General features: G+C 38.5%; 21 protein-coding genes, 1 pseudogene and 1 riboswitch. Of the genes and pseudogenes, 9 read left to right on the forward strand and 13 right to left on the reverse strand.

Annotation, left to right across the window (positions count from 1 at the left end):
• The first annotated feature begins 2 nt into the window (after window positions 1-2).
• Window positions 3-503 (forward strand): shikimate kinase, encoded by a 501-nt coding sequence (locus LMB56_RS09000; RefSeq protein ID WP_229287866.1) that lies wholly within the window; start codon window positions 3-5, stop codon window positions 501-503.
• Between the two features lie 46 nt (window positions 504-549).
• Here the strand turns inward: LMB56_RS09000 and LMB56_RS09005 are convergent, their stop codons facing one another.
• Both LMB56_RS09005 and LMB56_RS09010 read right to left on the reverse strand, forming a co-directional pair.
• The gene (locus LMB56_RS09005) at window positions 550-2,679 is read right to left on the reverse strand and encodes an LTA synthase family protein (protein WP_216577944.1); all 2,130 of its coding nucleotides are present in this window, start codon (window positions 2,677-2,679) and stop codon (window positions 550-552) included.
• Between the two features lie 125 nt (window positions 2,680-2,804).
• The gene (locus LMB56_RS09010; RefSeq protein ID WP_229284083.1) at window positions 2,805-3,068 is read right to left on the reverse strand and encodes a hypothetical protein; all 264 of its coding nucleotides are present in this window, start codon (window positions 3,066-3,068) and stop codon (window positions 2,805-2,807) included.
• Window positions 3,069-3,198: 130 nt separating this feature from the next.
• Here LMB56_RS09010 and LMB56_RS09015 point away from each other — a divergent pair, with 130 nt between their 5' ends.
• Window positions 3,199-3,852, forward strand: a complete 654-nt coding sequence (locus tag LMB56_RS09015) for a histidine phosphatase family protein (protein WP_229284084.1) — start codon at window positions 3,199-3,201, stop codon at window positions 3,850-3,852.
• 168 nt (window positions 3,853-4,020) lie between these two features.
• A complete protein-coding gene (locus LMB56_RS09020; protein ID WP_029507510.1) occupies window positions 4,021-5,574 on the forward strand; it encodes a YfcC family protein in 1,554 nt (517 codons plus the stop codon).
• A gap of 161 nt (window positions 5,575-5,735) precedes the next feature.
• On the opposite strand, the gene nhaC is transcribed toward LMB56_RS09020, so the two are convergent.
• Window positions 5,736-7,145, reverse strand: coding sequence for a Na+/H+ antiporter NhaC (gene nhaC / locus LMB56_RS09025; RefSeq protein ID WP_229284085.1), 1,410 nt, complete (start codon window positions 7,143-7,145; stop codon window positions 5,736-5,738).
• A 311-nt stretch (window positions 7,146-7,456) separates the two neighbouring features.
• The gene (locus LMB56_RS09030; protein WP_229284086.1) at window positions 7,457-8,785 is read right to left on the reverse strand and encodes a nucleobase:cation symporter-2 family protein; all 1,329 of its coding nucleotides are present in this window, start codon (window positions 8,783-8,785) and stop codon (window positions 7,457-7,459) included.
• A gap of 104 nt (window positions 8,786-8,889) precedes the next feature.
• Window positions 8,890-8,988, reverse strand: a riboswitch (purine riboswitch).
• A gap of 164 nt (window positions 8,989-9,152) precedes the next feature.
• Between LMB56_RS09030 and LMB56_RS09035 the strand changes: the two genes are divergently transcribed.
• On the forward strand, window positions 9,153-10,586 hold the full coding sequence (locus LMB56_RS09035) for a C69 family dipeptidase (RefSeq protein ID WP_229284087.1): 1,434 nt from the start codon (window positions 9,153-9,155) through the stop codon (window positions 10,584-10,586).
• A 182-nt stretch (window positions 10,587-10,768) separates the two neighbouring features.
• Here LMB56_RS09035 and LMB56_RS09040 read toward each other — a convergent pair whose 3' ends face one another.
• On the reverse strand, window positions 10,769-11,686 hold the full coding sequence (locus LMB56_RS09040; protein ID WP_229284088.1) for a magnesium transporter CorA family protein: 918 nt from the start codon (window positions 11,684-11,686) through the stop codon (window positions 10,769-10,771).
• Between the two features lie 146 nt (window positions 11,687-11,832).
• Between LMB56_RS09040 and LMB56_RS09045 the strand changes: the two genes are divergently transcribed.
• Genes LMB56_RS09045 through trxA form a run of 3 tightly spaced genes read left to right on the forward strand, consistent with a single transcriptional unit; the run spans window position 11,833 to window position 13,846 of the window.
• Window positions 11,833-12,753 carry an RluA family pseudouridine synthase gene (locus LMB56_RS09045; protein ID WP_229284089.1) on the forward strand — a complete coding sequence of 307 codons (921 nt, stop codon included), beginning with the start codon at window positions 11,833-11,835 and terminating at the stop codon, window positions 12,751-12,753.
• A gap of 18 nt (window positions 12,754-12,771) precedes the next feature.
• On the forward strand, window positions 12,772-13,527 hold the full coding sequence (locus LMB56_RS09050) for a TerC family protein (protein ID WP_003665044.1): 756 nt from the start codon (window positions 12,772-12,774) through the stop codon (window positions 13,525-13,527).
• Window position 13,528: 1 nt separating this feature from the next.
• Window positions 13,529-13,846: a thioredoxin gene (gene trxA / locus LMB56_RS09055; RefSeq protein WP_003675303.1), complete on the forward strand. Its 318-nt coding sequence runs from the start codon at window positions 13,529-13,531 to the stop codon at window positions 13,844-13,846.
• Window positions 13,847-13,913: 67 nt separating this feature from the next.
• Here the strand turns inward: trxA and LMB56_RS09060 are convergent, their stop codons facing one another.
• Window positions 13,914-15,236, reverse strand: coding sequence for an MATE family efflux transporter (locus tag LMB56_RS09060; protein ID WP_229284090.1), 1,323 nt, complete (start codon window positions 15,234-15,236; stop codon window positions 13,914-13,916).
• Between the two features lie 210 nt (window positions 15,237-15,446).
• Between LMB56_RS09060 and LMB56_RS10565 the strand changes: the two are divergent.
• A pseudogene (locus LMB56_RS10565) lies at window positions 15,447-15,536 on the forward strand (hypothetical protein); the annotation flags it as partial.
• Window positions 15,537-15,609: 73 nt separating this feature from the next.
• On the opposite strand, the gene LMB56_RS09065 reads toward LMB56_RS10565, so the two are convergent.
• The 7 genes from LMB56_RS09065 to LMB56_RS09095 all read right to left on the reverse strand — a co-directional run bounded on the left by LMB56_RS09065 (window position 15,610) and on the right by LMB56_RS09095 (window position 21,667).
• Window positions 15,610-15,942: an ArsR/SmtB family transcription factor gene (locus LMB56_RS09065; RefSeq protein WP_035157273.1), complete on the reverse strand. Its 333-nt coding sequence runs from the start codon at window positions 15,940-15,942 to the stop codon at window positions 15,610-15,612.
• 47 nt (window positions 15,943-15,989) lie between these two features.
• A complete protein-coding gene (locus tag LMB56_RS09070; RefSeq protein ID WP_229284091.1) occupies window positions 15,990-16,553 on the reverse strand; it encodes a cadmium resistance transporter in 564 nt (187 codons plus the stop codon).
• Between the two features lie 65 nt (window positions 16,554-16,618).
• Window positions 16,619-17,383 (reverse strand): ABC transporter ATP-binding protein, encoded by a 765-nt coding sequence (locus LMB56_RS09075; RefSeq protein ID WP_003669785.1) that lies wholly within the window; start codon window positions 17,381-17,383, stop codon window positions 16,619-16,621.
• A complete protein-coding gene (locus LMB56_RS09080; protein ID WP_182578561.1) occupies window positions 17,376-18,275 on the reverse strand; it encodes an ABC transporter permease in 900 nt (299 codons plus the stop codon). Before LMB56_RS09080 ends, LMB56_RS09075 begins: the two co-directional genes overlap by 8 nt.
• The gene (gene trpX, locus LMB56_RS09085; protein WP_229284092.1) at window positions 18,272-19,267 is read right to left on the reverse strand and encodes a tryptophan ABC transporter substrate-binding protein; all 996 of its coding nucleotides are present in this window, start codon (window positions 19,265-19,267) and stop codon (window positions 18,272-18,274) included. The genes LMB56_RS09080 and trpX overlap by 4 nt, the downstream gene beginning before the upstream one ends.
• A gap of 374 nt (window positions 19,268-19,641) precedes the next feature.
• On the reverse strand, window positions 19,642-20,670 hold the full coding sequence (locus LMB56_RS09090) for a C40 family peptidase (protein ID WP_229284093.1): 1,029 nt from the start codon (window positions 20,668-20,670) through the stop codon (window positions 19,642-19,644).
• Window positions 20,671-21,034: 364 nt separating this feature from the next.
• Window positions 21,035-21,667, reverse strand: a complete 633-nt coding sequence (locus LMB56_RS09095; protein ID WP_229284094.1) for a TetR/AcrR family transcriptional regulator — start codon at window positions 21,665-21,667, stop codon at window positions 21,035-21,037.
• A 569-nt stretch (window positions 21,668-22,236) separates the two neighbouring features.
• Here LMB56_RS09095 and LMB56_RS09100 point away from each other — a divergent pair.
• Window positions 22,237-22,839 (forward strand): sortase, encoded by a 603-nt coding sequence (locus LMB56_RS09100; RefSeq protein ID WP_229287865.1) that lies wholly within the window; start codon window positions 22,237-22,239, stop codon window positions 22,837-22,839.

A 22,839-nucleotide genomic window follows, 5' to 3' on the forward strand; every position in this document is an offset into this window, starting at 1 on the left:
TGATGAAACTAATATTAATTGGCTTTATGGGGAGCGGGAAAACCACTGTAAGCCAGCTTCTTGGAAGGCAACTGGATGAAGCAGTTCTCGATTTAGATAGAGAAATTGAACGGCAAACTCAACAAACTATTTCGCAAATTTTTGCGCAAAGTGGTGAAAAAGGCTTTCGACAAATTGAACACGATGTATTACAGCAGAGTATGAGTTTTTCTGGAATTCTTGCTACGGGTGGAGGAACCCCATTGCGAGAGGATAATCTTCTACTACTTCGTCAAGCAGGCGTTCCTATTATCCTTCTTGCGGCCAGTCCAGAGGTAACTTATCAACGGCTTCAGCAACAGGATAATCGCCCGTTAGGAAATGAATTAGGGATTAACGGTATTCGGCAATTGCAACAAGATCGGCAGCCTTTTTATGATCGTTGTGCTGACTTCAGCGTTATGACAGATCATCAAAAGCCAGCAGAAATTACTCGTCAAATAATTAAATATCTTCAAAAATAAAACTGCTATCTCAAGGTGTTTCACCATGAGGTAACAGTTTTTGACTTTATTTATTATTAGCATCTGGGTTAGTGATCTTAATACGGTTGGAATCAGTGGAAGAGTGGTTTTGCTCAGGGGCGTCAGTGCTGTAGTCATCTACAGTTGAACGGTCACCGTTTTCTGAGTAAATACTTGTTGATTTAATTCCCTTCTTCTTTTCGATTCGCTGTGCTCGTTTTAGACCATTTGAATAATTATAATCAGCTGGGTTAACGTTTTTAAACCCTTTTGGATGGTAGAACCGCAAGAGATTCTTTTCGTTTAACGAATCAGAAAGAGTTAATTCCTCATTTACAAAATCTTGATCTTTCTTTAACTTCTCTTGCTGCTTCTTGGTAAGTTTAGCTTCTTTACCGGTCTTATTATTGTAAATTGTTCCGCCCACACTCGTATAAGTTGGCGTAACAAAATCCCGATTACGGAAGGCAACCACTTGATTATGCTTGCTGGAGAAGAGATCGGTTCCAAATTGAATATAGCGTTTACTGCTAATTCCTAATAAGTGAAGGAGGGTTGGAAGAACATCAACCTCTCCACCATAGGTATGATAAACTTTTCCGTGACCCGTACCAGGGATGACAAACATTAGCGGTACGCGTTGAAGTTGAGCATTATCAAAGTCAGTCCAATCATCTGCATTCTTCCCAAGAACACTTGCTAATGAAGTATTCTCGCTGTTTGAAATCCCATAATGATCACCATAAATCATAATAATTGATTTCTTATCAAGACCAGTCTTTTGGAGATAATTAAAGAATTCTTGAATTGATTGATCAAGATAATGAGCTGTTACAAAGTAGTTATCGACGTTACTATCCCCGGTATTAGTTGTTTGGAAGTTTGGATCTTTATCTTCGTCATCAAGTGTGTAAGGGAAGTGGTTAGTAACAGTGATATATTTAGCGTAGAATGGTTGCTGTAAACTTTGGAGATACTTGATCGAGTTTTTGAATAATAACTTATCTTTAAGTCCATATCCGGTAGCCTTATCTCCAGAAGTATCGTAATAACTAGCATCAAAGAAGTACTGATAGCCTAAATTCTTGTATACATTATTGCGGTTCCAGAAACTAGCAACATTTCCGTGGAAGACTGCGCTCGTGTAACCGGCACGTTGATTAAGAATAGCTGGAGCACCTTGGAAGGTATTATCGCTTCCTAACGTGGCAAATAAAGATCCTTGTGGCAAGCCAAATGTACTAGTCTCTAAGAGGTTTTCTGCATCACTAGTTTTACCTTGACCGACTTGGTGGAAGAAATTATCAAACGAGTAGGTATCCTTGCCGTTATAAAGCGAGTTAAGGAATGGGGTAACTTCTTGCCCGTTGATCTTCTTGTTAATCAAAAATTGTTGGAAACTTTCAAGGTGGATGATAATCACGTTACGGCCCTTGGCAATTCCATACATTTGTGGATTAGCTGGAGCGTAGTGCTTATCAGTGAACTTCTTAACTTTTAGTAGTTCAGGTTTAGTAGCACTTTGCCGCATATTATTGATATGTTGCGATTTTACTAAATCATAACCAGTAAAAGTATCAATACCAAGATATTTTACAATGTAAGAACGATCAAATGTCCGGCCCAGTAATTGAGGACGACTCATTTCCGCAAAAGACAAATTAACCCCAAATAAGACAAGGCCAACGGAGCTAAATGCGAATGCTAACCGTGTTCCAATTGCTCGTGGATCAAATTTGATAACTTTACAGAGCATTAAAATAAGAATTACAACGATATCTAACCAGTAAAAGACATCATGAAAGTTAGTGAGGGCAAGTGAACTACCACTTAAACCTTGATTAACTTTTGAATAGCCAGTCATCGTAGCAATTGTCATAAAATCGGTAAATTCACGATAATAGATGACATTTAAATAGAGTAACAATGTGTTCGCAATGTCTAAACCCATAATAACCGGGTAGAAGAACCGCGAACGCTTAAAGTAGAATGCTAAACTGTAAATAAAAAAGGTGGTCGCTAACGGGTTAAAAATTAAAATAAGGTATTGAAAAATTCCCGTAACGCCAAGCTTAAAGTCAGTAAAGTAAGCAAACAGGGTCTTTAACCAAAAAAGGATAACTAGGAGGGTGAAAAAACCAATCCTAGTATCCACAAATTTGCTTAATTTTTTCATTAGGAATGTTCCTCGCAATCAATATGGTTTGTTCTATATTATCGAAGTGCAATTTCGACAAATCAAGAATTATTTTATCATAGATTACTATAAAACATTCTTTTTATGGAAATCATTGAAGAAACTTAATTCTTTGCTGGGACCAAGGCAGGGACAGAAAGCCAGTCGTAACTAAATAATTTTTTTAGCTTTTTATTTACTGGAATCCATATTCCTGCTTTCAAGATATCAACCAATGATGCCCGTAAAGTTTTATCTTCCCGATATTGTTTAGTTAATGGAATCTTGAGTAAGTGGCCTTCTTCAGTAATTACGGTAACATTTTTCGGAGTAACTTTAATAATCTTAGCGGCAACAATATTTGGTTGACTAGTGTCTCTAAGTTTCATAATAATTCCTTCCTTCTATATTTTTAGTCTACGTGGAGAATATGAAGAAATTATGTTTAAAGCTCAAAGTTAATACTTAAATAGTCTTAAGGATTTGTAAGCGGTACAATAAGATTATGGAGGGATCGTTATGACTAAATTGAATATTTATCTTGTTCGTCATGGACAGACTTTCTTTAACATCTACAACAAATTACAGGGTTGGAGTAATTCTCCACTAACTATGAAGGGCAAAGAAGATGCAAAGGTAGCTGGGGAGAAGTTACAAAATATTCACTTCGATGGTGCCTTTTGTAGTGACCTTTCCCGAGCAATGGAAACAGCACAAGTAATCTTAAATCTTAATAATGCTAATTCTGTAGCTCATCCAGTCACTGCTCCTTATTTTCGGGAAGAGTTTTATGGATCATATGAAGGAACAAATATGGATCTTGCTTGGTACAATGCGGGTGCCCCTCATGGCTTTAAGAACTTCCGTGAAATTGTAACCGCATATTCCATTGGTCAAGCCAAAGACTGGTTAAAGGATGCTGATCCATTTCACGATGCCGAAAATAATGAAGAGTACTGGCAACGAATGAACAAAGGGATTGAATTAATTCGGAATGCTGATTTACCTGATAATGCAAATGTTTTATGGGTAAGTCATGGAAATACCGTTTTAAGTTTAGTAGAACGGTTTGGTCATGGAAAGTATGATGTGACAGAGCGCCCAGCAAATGGAAGCCTGACTCGATTAACATTGACTGATAATGATATGGAAATTGTTGAATATAATAAGTAGCCTAAGTAATAAAAGTGAAAATGTTAAAAAGCAGGGAAAACTAATGGGTTTAACCTGCTTTTTAAATAATAAATATGCATTTGTTGAATTAATCTGACTTATTACGAAGTTTGTTGAAAACGCTTGCTAAAATTAATAGAAGGGAGAAAGAAGACTTAAGGAGTGAGGATGATGGGAGAAGCAACAGCAGGAAAAAAGCATCGGTTTAAATTAAAAATGCCAGGTGCATTTACGATTTTATTCTTTCTAACGGTGATTGCAGTAATGTTGACTTGGATCGTTCCAGCGGGAAGCTATTCTAAGCTAGCATATGTTAATGATCATCTCCAAGTAACACAACCAACTGGAGAAAAAATTAGTTATCCGGCAACACAGGCAACATTAGATAAATTGCACATTCAGATTGATGTCGACCAGTTTAAATCTGGTGCAATCAATAAGCCAATTTCAGTACCGGGAACTTATAAGCGGCTTGAACAGCATCCTGCTTCGGTCAGCGATATTTTCTCTAGTATGGTCGATGGTACGATAGAATCAGTTGATATTATGATTTTTATCTTAGTATTAGGTGGTTTGATTGGTGTTGTTAAAGCAAGTGGAGCCTTTGAATCTGGGCTAGCCGCGCTATCTACCAAAACTAAGGGAAAAGAATTTATTTTAGTGTTCCTCGTAACGGTTTTACTAGCACTTGGTGGAACCCTATGTGGGATTGAAGAAGAAGCGGTTGCCTTTTATCCAATATTAGCCCCAGTTTTTATTGCGATGGGTTATGATTCAATTGTTTGTGTTGGGGCTATTTTCTTAGCAAGTTCACTTGGAACAACATTTTCAGTAATCAATCCGTTTTCAGTTGTAATTGCGTCAAATGCTGCTGGGACAACTTTTACGCAAGGAATGGCAGGACGAATTTTTGGCTTGGTTATTGCTGTTACTTGTTTATTATTTTACTTGCATTGGTATGCACGCAAAGTACAACAGAATCCACAGTTTTCCTATTCCTATGATGACCGGGATAAATTTGATCAAATGTGGGGAATGACTACTAGCGAAGAAAAAGATCAGCGGTTTACTTTAAAAAAGAAAATTATTTTAATTTTATTTGCTTGTGCTTTCCCAATTATGATCTGGGGAGTAATGGCCAAAGGATGGGCCTTTCCTAACATGGCATCAGCTTTCTTAACAATTGCTATTATTATTATGTTTTTAACATGTTTCGGGCACCAAGACGGTTTAGGCGAATATAAGACCACAACAGCTTTTTCTGATGGAGCAGCTAGCTTAGTCGGTGTGTCATTAATTATTGGTTTGGCACGGGGAATTAATAAAGTGCTTAATGATGGCTATATTTCTGATACAATTCTCTATGCTTCTTCAAAAATGGTTGCGCATATGAACGGATCATTTTTCATTATTGTGATGATGTTGGTATTCTTTGTCTTAGGCTTTATCGTTCCATCATCATCTGGTTTAGCAGTGCTAGCAATGCCAATTTTAGCGCCACTAGCTGATACGGTTCATATTCCACGATATACGGTTGTTACTGCATATCAATTTGGGCAATATGCAATGTTATTCTTAGCACCGACTGGATTAGTAATGGCAACTTTGCAAATGCTTGATATGCGATATTCTCATTGGCTGCGGTTCGTGTGGCCGGTAGTTGTCTTTGTTTTAATCTTTGGTGGTGGATTATTGGTAACGGAAGTGTTGATAGCAGGATAATAAAAAGGAGCTGTGACATAAGTTAGGTCACTTCCACAAAATACGAACAGCGCAGTACAACAATGGCCTTCATCGTCCGGCAAAGTCGAACGCTGAAGGCCTATTGTTGCTTGCGGGGGCTCGAAAACGAAGTCACGAGTGACTTCTGTCTCGCTCCCTTTTTAAGCTTCCTTTATTTGATTTTCATTTGTAGTATTGCGTTGCTTTCCTTTTTGCCATTTCAAACCAATTCCAGTAACTCCACTTAAAATTGAGAAAACTGGTGAAAAAAGACTAAAGAAAGCAAATGGTAGGAAGTGAAGGACTGGTACACCAAGAGTTGAGGCGGCGAATGAGCCAGCAACTCCCCATGGGATTAAGTAGTTAATAACACTTCCACCATCTTCAAGGACACGACTAAGGGCTAATGGTGAAAGACCCATTTTGTCAAACGCACCCTTAAATGCCTTACCTGGAAGAATAACGGAAAGGTATTGTTCCCCAACAAAAAGATTGATTCCAATACCAGAAAGAATTGTAACAGTAATAAGGCTGCCTGGCTTATGAAGGTGGTCAACAAGCGGCTTCATTGCTGACTGAACAATGTTAAACTTCATCAAAATTCCCCCAAGCGAAAGGGTAACAATGATCAGGGAAACTGTTCCCATCATACTGCTAATCCCACCACGGGTAAGCAGTGTATTAACAGTTGCATCGCTAGTGTGAGCAACGAAGCCATCATTAATTAATTTGGCAAGGGATTGAAGAGAGGTTCCTGGCTTTTGGAAGAAAATCATAACTACTGTAACGATGATATTGATAAATAAGGTTGGAATAGCTGGAATATGACGCCATGCACAGATAAACATTAAGGCGATTGGTAATAGGGCCCACCATGAAATCGTAAATTGTTGATTAAGGATAGCCATTGTGTGGGCGATCTTACCGGCGCTCATATGGGAACTGGAATTACCAAAGAACCAGAATAGAATTAGCGAAACGATAAAAGAAGGAATCGTTGACCACATCATATTCTTGATATGGGCGAAAAGGTCACTACCTGCGATTGCAGAGGCAAGATTAGTTGAATCAGAGAGTGGTGACATTTTATCACCAAAAACGGCTCCCGAAATGATCGCACCCGCTGCTAGCGCAGGATTAGCATTAAGCGCAACTCCCATTCCAAATAAGGCAATTCCGATTGTCGAAATAGTTGTAAAACCACTACCAATGGATAGACCGACTAAAGAACAGACAATGAATGTTGATGGAACAAAAAATTGACTGCTAATCAGTTTGAAGCCGACAATCATAATTGTAGGGATGACTCCAGCTTGAATCCAAACAGCGATTAATGCGCCAATAAGGATAAAGATAAAGATGGGGATGATTGCGGTACCGATTCCTTCTTGGATACCCTTATGAATCTCGTCCCAACTAGCACCACGAAGCTTAACCCAAAAAATAAGTAAAGCAATGACAAATAGGACGGGGATCTGTGGTGACAAGCCAAACTTAATCACGGCAGTCCCTAAAATTATTAGCATGATAAGTAAGAGGGTTGCGGCCTCTTTGAAACGAATACTCTTCATCGTTGTTCCTCCTTAGAAAAGAAATAAAAAAGTCCCGTTGATAAAAGTATCAACGGGACGATTATTTTAATCGCGGTACCACCCACCTACGCATCTTGATTTTATGCGCACTCATATCAGGTGGTAACGGCACTGAATATGGCCGGACAATTCAGATCACGTGATAATTCGAAACACTCCGCCTGACCGGTTCGCACCTAACCACCGGCTCTCTTACGCCCAACGAAGGCTCTACTGAAACGATAATTGTTGAAATTATAATATCGTGCTGAGATTTGAATGTCAACAACTAAATTAAAAAAGAATGAGAATTAATCATGATTAGCCCACCGGTGATTAAATAACAGATTAAGAAGAACGGCTGAAAGACTGGTGACGACAATCCCATTACCCAGAATGATTTGAAATTCAGTTGGCATATGCTGGAACAGTTGCGGATACATGGTAATCCCTAATCCTAGTCCAATTGAAACAGATGCAGTAAGAAGGTTGGCATTGTTAGAGAAATCAACTTTATGGAGAATTTGAACTCCTTGAACACCGACCATCCCAAACATCACAATCATTGCACCACCAAGGACAGGTTCTGGAATAACCGTTGCGAGAGCGCCGACTTTAGGTAAAAGACCAAGCAATAAGAGTAAAAAGGCGGCATAGTAAACGGGTTGGCGATTTTTCACTCCGGACATTTTAAGAACACCCACATTTTCAGAGAAAGTAGAATAAGGGAAGGTATTAAAAAGTCCGCCTAAAATTGCAGCAATCCCTTCAGCGCGGTATCCACGTTCTAAGTCGTTGGTTGTTAATTGCCGGCCAGTAATGTCGCTAAGGGCAAAGAAAACACCGGTTGACTCAATCATCGTCGTGAGCGAAACAAGAATCATTGTGATCATGGCACTCATATCAAAACGCGGAACACCAAAGAAGAATAATTGTGGAGCGTGGAACCAAGCAGCTTCACTAACTGGTTTAAGAGAGACAAAGCCTAATGCGCCTGCAATGAAAGAAGAAATTAAAATTCCTAATAAAATGGCGATTGACTTCATAAAGCCACGAGCAAAGGCATTGAATAACAGAATGATGGCAATTGTTAGAAAGCCGATAAGGAGGTTAGCGGGATCACCAAATGAAGCAGCAGTTGGCGTACCTCCTCCTAGGTCTTGGAAACCTACTGGAACAAGAGTAAATCCAATAATAGTTATTAAAGATCCGGTAACGACCGGCGGAAAAAACTTCTTTAAGCGGGCAAAAAAGCCAGCAATTAGGAAAACAAAGATCCCGGCTGCAATAATGGCCCCATACATATAAGTGATTCCTAGTTTTCCACCAATTGTTTCGAGGGGAGTAACAGCTTGAACTGCACAACCGAGGACAACCGGCAAGCCGATTCCAGTTAATGGTGTTCGCTTTAATTGTAAGAGGGTTGCGACACCACACATGAAAATATCGATCGAGACTAGGTAAGTCATTTGAAGCGTGGAGAAGTGTAAGTAATGTCCAATTAATAGTGGAACAAGAACGTCCCCCGAATACATTGCAAGTAAGTGCTGGAAACCAAGGACAAAATTTTGCCATTGACGAGTGAAATCGATTTTAGTGTGACGACTAGGTGCTTGAATAGATGAAACAGGTTCTTTCAAAATATACCTCCCCAAAAATTAACACGCCTAAATAAAAATAAGAGACTGAAAAATTCAGCCTCTCTACCGATTTTTTAAAGCTTTAAGTTAAAAACAGACAGTGTCAGTTTTTAAGAAGTGCTTATAGTCTAAAGTTTACGGCTTTAGGTAGAGACTAACCGACCATATTTCGGTATTATATAGGCTATTTATTTGATGTAGTTATCCTAGCACTAATACCGAACATTTTCAATGGCTTGTTCGGCATTATTGATATTTTAGATTGATTTGTGTGACTAACGTTCAGCTTTTTCTTTATAATCCAGTTAATTTCAGATAGTGGTATTATTAGAAAGTACAGTAACTACTGTGGAAGGAAGCGTATATTATGCAAAAGCTAATGAGTAGTTGTACGGCAATGCTTGTTGGAAAGAATGCTACGATTGATGGTTCAACAATTATTGCACGTGATGAGGATGCAGAAGATGGAGTCAATCCTAAGACATTCAAAGTATTTCCTGCCAAGGATTACACCGGTGAACATTATGTTTCAAAATATAATGGGTTAACTGTTGAGATGAAGGACCAGGGATGCCGTTATACGGCAACTCCCAATGGCGTGCCTGATGAAGGACGCTGGGATGAGCAAGGCATTAATGAATATAATGTTGCAATGAGTGCGACAGAAACCGAGATGACAAATGCCAGGGTGCTTGGTCATGATCCGTTAGTAGAGAACGGAATTAATGAAGATTCAATGGTTTACCTTGTCCTACCATTTATTAATTCTGCCCGCGAAGGTGTTCAACGGCTTGGATCATTAATTGAAAAGTACGGTACTGGTGAAAGCAATGGGATTGCCTTTAGCGATAAGGATGAAGTCTGGTATTTTGAGACCGGTGGAGGTCATCAATGGGTTGCCCAGCGGATTCCTGATGATGCTTATGCAATTGCACCGAACATTATGTGTATCGAAGAGGTCGACTTTAACGATCACGATAGCTTCATGTATGCGCCGCAAATTAAAGATTTTGTTGAAAAATATCATTTAAATCCTAATCCACAAACGTTTAATTTCCGGAATATTTTTGGCACACAAGATGAGGCAGATGCCTACTACAACACCCCACGTTCTTGGTATGGTCAAAAGCTCTTTACCCCATCCTTAAAACAGGAGCCTACCAGCCAAAAAATTCCATTTATTCAACATGCAGAAAAGAAAATTGCCGTTGAGGATGTAGAGTATTTCCTCTCATCGCATTATAACGGTACCCCTTATGATCCAATGGGAACTTATGCTTCTGGAACACCAGAGGAACAGCGAAAATTCCGTTCAATTGCACTTGATCGTAATCAAAGTTCATGTATTTTGCAAATTCGGAATGACGTCCCAGCACAATATGCTGCTATTCAATGGATTAATTTTGGCTTTTATTGCTATAGCCCTTATGTTCCGTTCTTTACAAATATTAGTGATACTCCGGCAAAATATAAGTATGCTACTGATGATGCTCAGCCGGATAAGAGTGCTTATTGGTTAAATAAATTGTTAGAAGTGATTGTAGAACCACGCTATCATGAATTTATCAATAAAGTAAATGATTTCCGAGATCAGTGTCAAAGCTATGGCGTAGGACGAGTGGACACAATTACAAAAACAGCTCAGATTCAAAATTCAGCTAATTTAATTAACTATCTTACTGAACAAAATATGAAAACTGCTAATCACATTCTGAACGAAACACATGAATTGATTAACCAGCTTTTGCATGAAGCATTGTTGAATTCTAAGTTCCAGTTTGAACGTGGCGATAACTTATAAAATAGAGGCTGAGAAAAAACGGAGTTTTTTCTCAGCCTCTTTCCTACGATTAGTCAAGATATCGTGGAAATTAACCACAAGGCTCGAGGCTAAGTCCGAACGATAATCAGCCCGTGCCGTGCTAATCACCGTTCTATCCTTAGCCCACCGCCTTGTCGAGAAGTTTAATTTCCACTCACTATTTATTTCCACCAATGACGATTAATAAGAAAGATGACACATGCCAACATTAAGACAATAGTAATGAAGATTGTAAAAACCCATGAATACGTCCCATTTGCGAGGGGTAATTTGACGTTTTCACCGTAAAAACCAGATACAATTGTTGGAATTGAGAGAACAATTGAATAAATGGTGAGGTATTTCATCGTTTGGTTTAGGTCACTATCAAGAACCTTGCTATAAGCATTAGAGACACGGGCAGAAACATCTGAAGTCATCTGGGCCATTTCTAGACCTTGCTGTGCTTCGACAATTACATCATCAAGGTCATTATATTGCTTTGTAGTAATATGGTTACCAAAGCGGCGTTTAAATTCTTCAAGTAGGGAAACATTCCCTTTGAGCGAGGTAAGAATATAAACTAGTCCAGTTTCGATTTCCATAAATTGGGTAATAGCTTGGCGGCCTGTTCGTCGTTGAAGATTTTGTTGAATTTCTTGTCGCTGTTGATCTGCACGACGAAGAGGACCAAAATAATCGGTTGAAAGGCGATAAAGAACCGGAAAGACTAAGTTTAATTTGTCGTTATTTTCCCCGTGTTTCTTTAATAATTGCAGCTGATTAGCGATGATTCCGTTTACAAAGTTAGTTTTTGCATTTGTAAAAGTAATGATATTATTAGCAGTTAGCATGATGCCAATTGGTGCGGTCTGTGGAGCCGTTACAGCATGAGTTGGCACATAGACATCGAAAATTAATAATGTAACTCCTGCATCTGGATCAATTTCAACCCGGGCTTTTTCGTAGGGATCAATTGCGTAATCAAGTAATTCTTGAGTAACCTCGTATTTTTCAATTAAATCTAGTCGCTCATGGGGGAGAGGTTCAAATATACTTATCCATTTACTATGATCATTAATTTGTTCTGTTGTTAACATCAGTACCCATCCCCTTAAATTTACTCATACTCTATTCAACGCTATTATCGGATAAAAGTAAACCGACTTAAAAATATTCTAAATATTTCCTGGGAAATACAGTAAAATAATCTTATCAGAATTTAGGCGAAAGAGAGGTGAGTAAAATGAAGTATCGGTGGCAAATTAATGAAAAATTAACTGATGACCAAGAGACAAAACCATTACGCAAGTTGCTGCATGATCAATGGCTGCTTCCTAGTCGGTTGATTCACTATTTAAGAATTAGGCGGACAGTGCTTGTTAACGGTAAATATCGGTCAATGAATGAACTGGTGGAAAAAAACGATAATATTCAGTTGCTATTTTGTGGTGATGAAATTCGGACCCCCACCGCAAATGATTATATTCCGTCTTCGCAATCACATTTAGAGGTCCTTTATGAGAATCGCGATTTGTTAGTAGTAAATAAACCGCGGGGACAAAAAACTCACCCTAATTACCATGGTGAAACAGGAACGTTAATGAATGATGTTGCAGGCTATTTAGCGCATAGTCAAAATAATGCTTATATGGTCCATCGGATAGACTTACAAACGAGTGGAGCAGTAATTGTTGCTAAGAATCCAATTGTTGTCCCAATCCTTAACCGATTAATTAGTGATGGACAAATTCACCGACAATATTTGGCGGTAGTGGAGGGTGAAATGGCCCAGAGTGGAAAACTAGATTGGGCAATTGGGCGTAATCCAGAGAATCCCCATCTTCACCAAGTAAACGGACAAAATGCGCAGCCGGCCTTGACCTATTATGATACACTGGCAAGTAATCGTGAACGTTCCTTGGTGAAACTTCGCTTAGTAACTGGCCGTACCCACCAACTTAGGGTTCATTTGGCGTATAGTGGTCATCCAATTGTTGGCGATCCGCTTTATAATCCTTTATCAACAGAGGGAATGCTGCTTCATGGTGTGTCGCAAAAACTCATATTACCCTTCGTAATGAAATCTTTAAATATTAGTGCGCCATTACCGTCGTATTTTGAAAATTATTTGGTAAAATATAACTTAGCTAAAAAGCAAATTTAAATTAAGGGAGGACATTAATTGTCACTTTTAGAGAAGTTGTATGGACCATTTTTTGATCCACATAACTGGGCAACAGTCGTTACATCAGGGCAGGATTGGTTAATCATCTTTTCGTTGGTTATGATTGAATGTTTACTGTCAGTTGATAATGCTGTTGTGTTAGCGGCTCAGACACGTGTATTACCAACGTTAAAAGAACAAGAAGAATCACTTTTCTATGGTATTTGGGGTTCTTACATTTTTCGGTTCTTAATTATTGGAATCGGAGTATATCTCATTAACTTTTGGGAAATCAAAGTTATTGGAGCTGCTTACTTAATTTACCTTGTCTATCGTTACTTTCATAATAAGTTCTTTGGTAAGCGAGCAATGCGAAAGACCCGTGAAGGTAAAACGCGTTTAACTGGACGAAAGCTTTTTTGGACAGTTGTTTTACAGATTGAATTTATGGATATTATTTTCTCCATTGATTCTGTTTTGGCATCATTAGCTGTCTCTAATAATCCGGTTATTGTCTTAATCGGTGGTCTGATTGGGATTGCATGTATGCGAGGAATTGCTGAAGTTATTATGAAACTGATGCGCAAAGTTCCTGAGTTAGAACCGATGGCATATATCTTAATCTTTGTGATTGCTATTAAGCTCTTCTTAACGATTCCTGCGATTGACATCGAGATTCCATCGGGGATTTTTGGTAGTTTTATCTTGCTTGTTTTTGCGGTAACGATTATTATTCACTTTATACGTAGATCACAGAAAAAGAAGGTAGAATAAAATGGCAATTGATGCAACAGCTGAGACCTTTGATAAGGATGTTCAAGGTTCAATAACGGTTGTTGATTTTTGGGCACCATGGTGTGGTCCATGTAAAATGATGGAACCAGCTATGCAGAAGCTTGAAAAACAATACGGCGATAAAATCAAGTTTGTGCGGATGAATGTTGATGGAAATCAAGAAATTGCACAACGGTATAAAGTAATGAGTGTCCCAAGTCTGGTCCTTTTTAAAGACGGACAGGCGAAAGAAAAGGTAACTGGATATTATCCAGAGGCTAAACTAGCTCATTATTTTGAACGAAAAATAACTGAATAAATTAAAAAAGCTTCTAACGTTTGAAAAAGTTGAACGGTAGAGGCTTTTTTGTCTGTCAAAATCTATTTTATTTAAAACGTGGGCGATAGCAATAGAAGAAAATAAGCGCCAGGATGAAAGTTAAACAATCGGAAATAGCTTGAGCGGCAATAATTCCAGTATAACCAAATAATTTTGCGGAAATACTAATCACTACCCCGAAAATCAATCCCTGACGACAGAATGAGAGCCAGAATGCAGGCGTTGCTTTTCCCATCGATTGAAACATGGTTGTAAAAACAAGAATGATACCAGCAAGAGTAGTCGAAACTGATAGCCAGCGAAGCATCAAGGCACCTTCTTTTACTATTTGGGGATCACTCATGAAAATGCGAATAACCTGGGGAGCGAAAATGAAAAGGATAACTGTGAGAAATAAGGCAATACTAGCAACAACTTGAATATCAAACTTAACAACTTTATTAAACCGTTGCTCATCTTTAGCGCCATATACGTATCCAATCAAGGGTTGCGCGCCAAATGCAAAACCAACCATTACCATATTGATGATCATATTTGCCTTCATCGCAATTCCCATGGCAGCTACACTATCCGCGCCATGAACAATCAAGTAACGATTAGTTAATGCAACCGCAAACGTTGCCATGATGTTAGTGACCGAGGCCGGGATTCCGATAGCGTAGATTTCAAATTGAAGCTTCCAGCCGATTTTTGTTTCATGAATTGAAGTCGTCAACTTTTTACTCTTTGTTCGCAAATAATAAATCATTAAAATATCGCCAATAACAGTACTTGTTACAGTAGCCAACGCTGAACCAGCTGCGCCGAGTCCACATGTAAAAATAAAAATTGGATTTAAAATGATATTAATTCCGGTCCCCACCATACTAGCGATCATCGACTGAATGGCTAGACCTTCTGTTCGCAAAATATTGGTTGGTGAAAGACCAAAGATAATGAAAACCGCGCCCCAAGCAATCACTAAGTAATATTCTCGTGCATATTGCCAAGTAGCTGGCGAGGCACCTAATAAATGTAAAATTGGTGTTTGAAAGATAATCATTATTGCAGTAACGATGATTCCACAAATAATCGGTGCATAGAAGCAATAACCGCTGACAAAGCGTGCTAATTTATCACGGTGTTCACCAAATAATCGGGAAATAACTGAGCTTCCGCCAAGACCAAAGATATCCCCAAGAGCAATCATTAACGTAAAAATCGGTGCTCCCTGGGAAACGCCGGCAACTAAATTGGGGTTTCCGGTTTTAGCCACGAAAAAAGTATCAACCATGTTATAAATCAAGGTTACAGCCATACTTAACACAACCGGTAAGGCTAGCGTAAAGTATGCTCGCTTGATTGAAGAATGTTCAAATAGCTCGTCCATTTTAAATCTCCTTTTAACAATCTGCTAATCATTTTACGCTAATCAGAATACAAAGTGAAAGACTGATTATTTCATTAAATTTTTTATACAAAAGTTTAAAATGGTTAACTGTAGCTAACAAAAGCAATTAATTCTGGCGGCGAAAACCTTTAGTATGTTGTCAAATATACTAAAGATGAAGAACCAAATAATAAGCGTCCGCAAACCGGTAATCAAGATTCAACTGCAATTATTGGTTTAGGCCTTGTAACTGCCTTTGCTAGTATCTTTGGTTTTGGAAAACGGAAGAGTGAAAAATAACTAAATTTAGCTTCTAACGAAAAAAGAGTGAATAGAGAATAACCTTTTTTGATGGTTGTTTTCTATTCACTCTTTATTTATATAAATTTCGGGGATGTGGTTCGCCCTTTATTTCGTGTTTAACGTGTTTTAGCATGTCATCAATCATTTCAATAACATGAGGATCATCTAAAGCGTAGTAAACGCGGGTCCCTTCTTTATGGCGACTGACTAACTGGTAGCGATACAAAATACCGAGTTGCTTTGAGATGATTGGTTGCGCAAGATGAAGATCATTGACAATTGTTTTAACATCAGCTTCACCGTCATAGTGCCGAAGATAATACAAGATGTTTAAACGCGTACTATTACTTAAAACTTTATAGATTTTAGCAGCTTCATCAATAAAGGCTTGTGTGGAAGACAATGGTTGCTGCTCCTCCTTTTAATCGGTTTAGTAATTATTATACCAAACTAAAGAAGGTGGATAAGGTGGGTAATTAATCCACTGTCCCAAAAAACATAACAACCAACACTAATATAAATGACTTTCATTAAGCTTTCGCTATAACGTTGCATTGTTTGCTTGATTAGTGGAATATTACCAATTCCTTTAATGAGAATCACAATCGCAATTGAAAGGACTGCGATAAAAAGAAGTGCCTGAGTAAATTGCTGGAAGGTAAGATTCGTTAAAATTGGTAAGAAAATTGAGAGGTTACAACCAGCGCAAACTGCCAGATAGGTTATTAAGGTGGTAATAATTGGGCCGTGCTTTTCGGTATGAGTGGGATCTTCATCGTTATCATGTAGAGCCATGTAAATAGGCAGGATCCCTAGTATTCCTAAAATCCATTCAGGGAGGAAAATGGCGAGAGTTTTTCCTAGTAAAAAGCTGATGGTAACTAGAACAAGAAGGGCACCAAGATAGCCAATGATTACATCACGAAAGTTATACCTTTCGAGTAAAAAGATTAAGATAAAAAAGAAATCGAGGTTTACGGCAAGAAATGTGATAAAAATAATCCACCAATTCATATTTAAGTCTCCTATATATCAAATTCGATATACTTAATATATATCGAAAATGGTATATAGTCAAATTATCCTTCAAAATAAGTATAAAGTTTCTCAGGGGTAAGAGATTTTCGTTGCTCTGCATTAAAATCTGCTTTGATTTCCCCATCTTTAAGCACGATTAGACGATTTCCATACTCTAAGGCATCTTCAAGGTTATGGGTAATCATTAGGGCAGTTAAATGATCTTTAGTGATCCGTTCATTAGTAGCGTGTAATAAATTTAGACTTGTGTGCGGATCAAGAGCAGCAGTGTGTTCATCCAGCAAAATAATGTCAGGTCGTTTGATTGTTGCCATTAAAAAGCTTAATGCTTGCCGTTGTCCCCCGGAAAGGGCGCCAGTAGCTGTATTCATGCGATTCTCAAGACCGTTATTCATTGTTGCAGCTAGCTTGGTGAAACGGTCCATATTGCTTTTGAGCTTCCGGGGAATAAGATGGCGACGTTCACCACGTTTAGTTGCTAATAGCATGTTTTCAGCAACTGTCATTCGTGCAGCCGTTCCCAGTTTCGGATCCTGAAAAACACGGGATAAGAAAGCTGTTCGCTGTTCTTCTGTCGTATTGGTAATATCTTGTCCATTATGCAAAATTTTTCCTTCGTCAGCGTGTAGGTTTCCACCAATGACATTAAAAAGGGTCGATTTACCAGCACCATTTGTTCCAACGATCGTAATGAAGTCTCCCTCGTTGATTTTAAGATTTAAGCCTTTAAGAATAGTGGTTTCACTAGATGTGCCCTTATTAACGATGGTTTTGACGCCTTGTAATTCCAAAATAGGTTTATTCATGAGGCCGGACTCCTTTCAAAATTGGCTTTTTAAGGTGAATGCGTTCTTCAAGTTGTGGCAACATCATGCAGATTGCAAGGACAACTGAGGAGATAAGGTTGAGGTCGTTTGCTGAGAAACCAAGTTGTAGCACGGCAAGTAAGATGATTCGGTAAATGATACTACCAAGAGTAACGGCGACAAGTCGCTGGTTAAGCGTTAATTCACCAAAGGCTACTTCACCAATAATGATTGAGGCAAGAGCGATAACAATCGTTCCAATCCCCATATTAATATCAGCGTATCCATTGTTTTGAGCAATCAACGCACCACAAAGGCCAACGATTCCGTTTGATACCATTAGGCCGATGATGACCATTGTGTCGGTATGAATACCAAATGATTTTGCCATCACAGGATTATCACCAGTTGCGATAAAAGCCTGCCCATAGTCAGTTGAAAGGAAGAAGATCAGGATTACGGTAATAATCGCAATCGTAACTATTCCCAAGAAGACACTGTCAAAGTATTGGGGCAGACTTCGCATGAATTCACCGCTAAAGAGAGTCTTTTGACCAAGCAACGAAACATTTGATTTACCCATAATGCGGAGGTTAACGGAGTAGGCGGCGGTCATAGTTAGAATTCCGGCTAATAAACTGGGAATTTTTCCTTTAGTGTAGAGCAATCCAGTGATTAAACCGGCGAGCATTCCAGCACCAATTGCAATTAAAGTTGCCAGAAAGGGATTAATGCCATGTGTGATTGCGGCAACAGCACTAGCAGCCCCAAGAGGGAAAGTTCCTTCAACAGTCATATCAGCAAAATCAAGAATTCTAAAAGTCAGGTAAAGACCAAGACCAAGTAAAGCCCATAATAGTCCTTGACCGATTGATGATACGATTAGATTCATTTGTAAACCTCTCCTTTCGTTTCTGCATCCTTTTCAAATTGAGCGGGAATTTGTAAATTAAGTTTTCGAGCCTGCTTAATGTTGAGAACAGGAGTCCCATGCTTCATGTACTCAATCGGAGTATCAGCCGGTTTTGACTTGCCTTTGAGGATTGCAACCGTCATCTTTGCACCTTGGACACCTAAAGCCCGTTGGTTAACACTGTAAGTTGCAACGCCACCTTGCTTAACCATTGTGTCAGTTGCCGGGAAGACTGGTTTGTTAGCAGCATCGGCATTCTTAGCTAAGGTTTGCATTGCCCCAGCGATCGTATTATCTGTTGGTACAATTACTGCATCAACCTGGCTAAGCATTTGTTCGGAAACCTGGTTTAAGTCGTTACTGTTGGCAATTGAATAAGCCTTTAAGTTAATATTCATCTTGTGACATTCACGCTTGATTTGGTGGTAACCGGCTACTGCTGAAGCATCACTTGAAGTGTAGATGACCCCCAGTGTTTTCATTCGCGGCATGAATTGCTTGATCAAATTGAGTTGTTCACGAATTGGTGCTTGGTCAGATACTCCGGTGATATTGCCGCCAGGGTGTTGATTATTTTTAACTAGTCCCGCTGCTTTTGGATCAGTAACAGCGCCAAGTACAATTGGTGTTTTGGTAGTAGAATTAGCTAATGCTTGAGCAGCAGGGGTCGTAATTCCAAAAAGAACAGTTGAGTTATCATCAACAAGTTTTGAAGCCATTGTTTTAAGATTACTTTGGTCACCATTCGCATTTTGATACTCAATCTTGATATTCTTACCGTTGTGGTAACCTTCCTTTGCCAATTCATCAACATATCCTTTGTAAATTTCATCTAACGCTGGGTGGTGCATCAAGGTTAACACGCCGACTTTTGGAATTCGTTGCTTAGTTACGAATCCATTGTTTTCTCTAAAGAATGCGAAACAAAGGAAAGCGATAATAATTGCAATTAAACTATACATTCTTTTCATCTAAAATCTCACCTCACAAAATAATAAAAAAACGAGAGCCCACATGACGGACCCTCGCTTTTTGAAAGGCAAAATAAAAGTCCGCATGTGGATCCATGCGGACTGAAATGAACATCAAACTCAGCCGGCACAGATGCAATCTGTTCTTCAGGTCGCATCCATGACGAAACAACCTGAATTACCGGCTTTGCCAACGAGTATTAACGTTGATAGTTTGATATACGTTCATTATACTTACTCCCTACATAATTGATTGTTGTTAAGTATAACCAATGATAATAAAGCTGTCAATATAATTATTAAAATTTGCTAAGAAAAAAGAGTAAGGTAGAAGAAAAGCCTCTATCTTACTCAATAATTGTACTACTCGTATCCTAGTTCATGCTGATGTAGAAACTAGGAGTGTAGTAGTTGATGTTACCAGTTTGAACGTTTTGACCTGGTGTAGGAGCTTGGATGTAACCACCATTACCAGTAGCGATTGCAACGTGGTAAGGAGCACTATCTGGACCCCAGAAGTAAAGGTCACCACTTTGAGCGTTTTGGATATCGTATTGGTGAGTACCAAGGTTAGTTTGTTGGTAAGTAGTCCGGTAGTTTGAACCAAGACCATATGCATATTGAACTAAGCCTGAGCAGTCAAATCCGCCTGGTTGGTTACCACCCCAAACGTATGGAGTACCAATTTGTGCTTGAGCAACGGCAACCGCATTAGCAGTAGAACCATTACCTTGGCCAGCAGCAGTTGAAGTTGCTGGAGTAGCAGTTACAGCAGCAGTACTTTGAACAGTAGTGTTGCTTTGTGGAGTAGCAACTGCTTCAGTGGCAGCGTATGTAGTTTGTGTTGGAGCTGCAGTGTTAGTAGTTGTTGTTAAAGTAGGAACGTTGTTGTTAGTATTTGCAGCACTAGTTTGAGCAACGCTAATAGGAGCAGAAGCAGCACTTACTTGGGCTGGAGCTTGGGATACAGCACTAACTTGAGCAGTAGTGTTGTTATCAGAAGCAGCAGATACGACTGTTGTTGGTTGTGCTTGGTCGGCTACGTTGCTTGCGTTTGTGGTAGAAACAACTGGTGTAGTTGATGCAGCGGTTGTTTCAGTAGTTTCAACGGCTGCTTGACTAGCAGTAGCGTTATCAGTTGCAGTAGGTGCAGCAACAGTTGCGGCAGCAGAAGCAGTACTGATAGCAGAAGATGGGATAACTAATTGTTGACCAACGTAGATTACGTTAGGGTCAGCTAATTGGTTAGCAGTAGAAATTGAATCAACAGTAGTAGCGTATTGTTGAGCGAATCCCCATACTGTATCTCCTGATTGTACTTGAACTTGTGTGTCAGCACTTGCGGTGTTAGCAACAGCTAATGCACCAGCAGCACCTAAGGCAGCAGCAAGGACTTTTGACATTGTTTTTTTCTTAGCGATAATTATTCACTCCTGAATTATTATTTGTTTTTCTTTTATGCATGCAACTAATTGTGCACTCTTTTACTATATGATGATATTGTGAAGAAGATATGAAAAATATCTTAAGGGTGGCGGTTGTTACATAATTGTTAAATTGCTGTAATAATTTTCTCTTCAAATTATTGGAATAAGAATTCTCCATACGCGACAAAGCACTATGGCTGCGAACAATAGAAAGATAACGTGGAACTAGCTTCGCGTCGTCACAAGGCTCGAGCGAACTATAATCAGCCCGTGCCGTGCTAATTATAGTTCTAGCTTAGCTCACCGTCTTGTCGAGGAGATTATTTCCCATTCTTTTTCATTAGCCGAAATATTCTTTATACATATCAATTAAATCAACTGGTGATTTTGTTTGAAGCAAGCCAGCAATATCTTTAATATCATTCGTACTCAACGAATCAGGGTCAGATTCCCATAACATAAGCAAGTTGATGATTGTGTTTACGTAAATCGTTTTGATAAATGTAAAAGGCATAATTGAACGACTAGCTATCTTGATATTTCCAAATAAATAAGGTACTCGTGCGTCAAATTCATCGTTTGCTAGTTTAACAATCATTTGCAAGAAGCGAATATCGCCATTGTCAGAAAGCAACCGTGATAAATAAGCCTTATGCTCATTGCAATAAGCGATTGTTTTGTCGAACGCCGTATTAGCTAGGTTCCTAATCTCTTCACTTTTCGGAAGGTGCCCCAAATTACTTAATTTCTTCCTATCCTGGTTCAGTGCTTGTTTTAATCCACTTAGTAATTCATTTTCAATCTCTCGTAACAATTCATGCTTATTCTGATAGTAATTATAGAAAGTCTTCTTACTTATCTCTGCAGCATTCACAATATCATTTGTTGTACTTTCAGATAATCGTTTTGTCGATAAGGTGATAATGAACCCTTCTTTTATCCTACTTTGTGTAGTAATTTTTCTTATATCCATTCCCATCTTCAGCTCCTTAATTAACTATCTTAAACAAGTGGCTCTTCCAATAGTATAGATGATGTAGGATAACTTAATGGAGAAAATATACTAACCGTGTACAACTTATAATATTAAGGGTACTTTTCTACTCATAGGACATATTCCTCGAAATCTATTAACTCAATAAAATTTAATTGCTACAATACGAACGGATTGAAGCAATACTTTGTGAAAAAGAGGGATAGTATGAAAAAACGATATCTTATCAGGATAATTGAAGTCTTACTTATCATGGTCATTTGGACGGTTAATTACGGTAACATTACTTTTCGACCCCCTAATAATAATTCGAAAAACTATACCAAAACTCTCCCAGCTAGCAATAGTACTCAAAGTGAGCGCAGGTTGCGTAATCTGGGGTATGGTTTGCTGATTGTTTCTGTATCAGAAATAGTTCAATTAATCATTGATAAAAGACATCATCTATACCACTAATGCATAATCTTCCCAAAACTTCGAAATATTTATTAATAATTGCGTTACTTTTACTAAGTGTTCTTCAATTCAATTACGCGAGATTGGAAGTGATGTGCGAAACAGTTCTACTTAATAATTATCATCCGCGACTTCATGCAGCAAAGATTCGGATGGCGAATGCCCATAATAATTGGCCCGATGTTAAATATTTAAACCTTTTTAATGTTATTAGCCAATATCGACATTCAACTGCTATCTATACGGGCGCAGTAATAATTCCCTCCCTTCAAATGGATGTACCCCTAGCAGCTTATACAGCTGATGATGTCTATACTTTAGGCGCAGGCATGTTAGTACCGCATTCTTTTGAAGAAAGTAATGAATTTATTATTGGCGCTCATAATATTGGATACTCTAGTACTGCCCTATTTACGCCACTTACTTCTCATAGATTAATAGGTAGGACTGTTTTAGTTACTAATGGCAAAAGCGTCAAGGAATATACAATAACCGCAACTAAAGTAATTATGCCGTCGCAAGTAGATATAGTATTTAAGAATGCTCCTAATCATCTTATCTTGTTAACATGCACTGATAACAATAAGAAAAGATTGCTAGTTAAATGTGAGTTTAAAAATGAATATTCAATAAAACATCTTCACTCAAGGGTAAAAAAAGAAGTCAAAAAGAAATATCGACTTCATAATATTTAA

The organism is Limosilactobacillus reuteri, from assembly GCF_020785355.1.
In the GTDB taxonomy this organism is placed as follows: domain Bacteria; phylum Bacillota; class Bacilli; order Lactobacillales; family Lactobacillaceae; genus Limosilactobacillus; species Limosilactobacillus reuteri_I.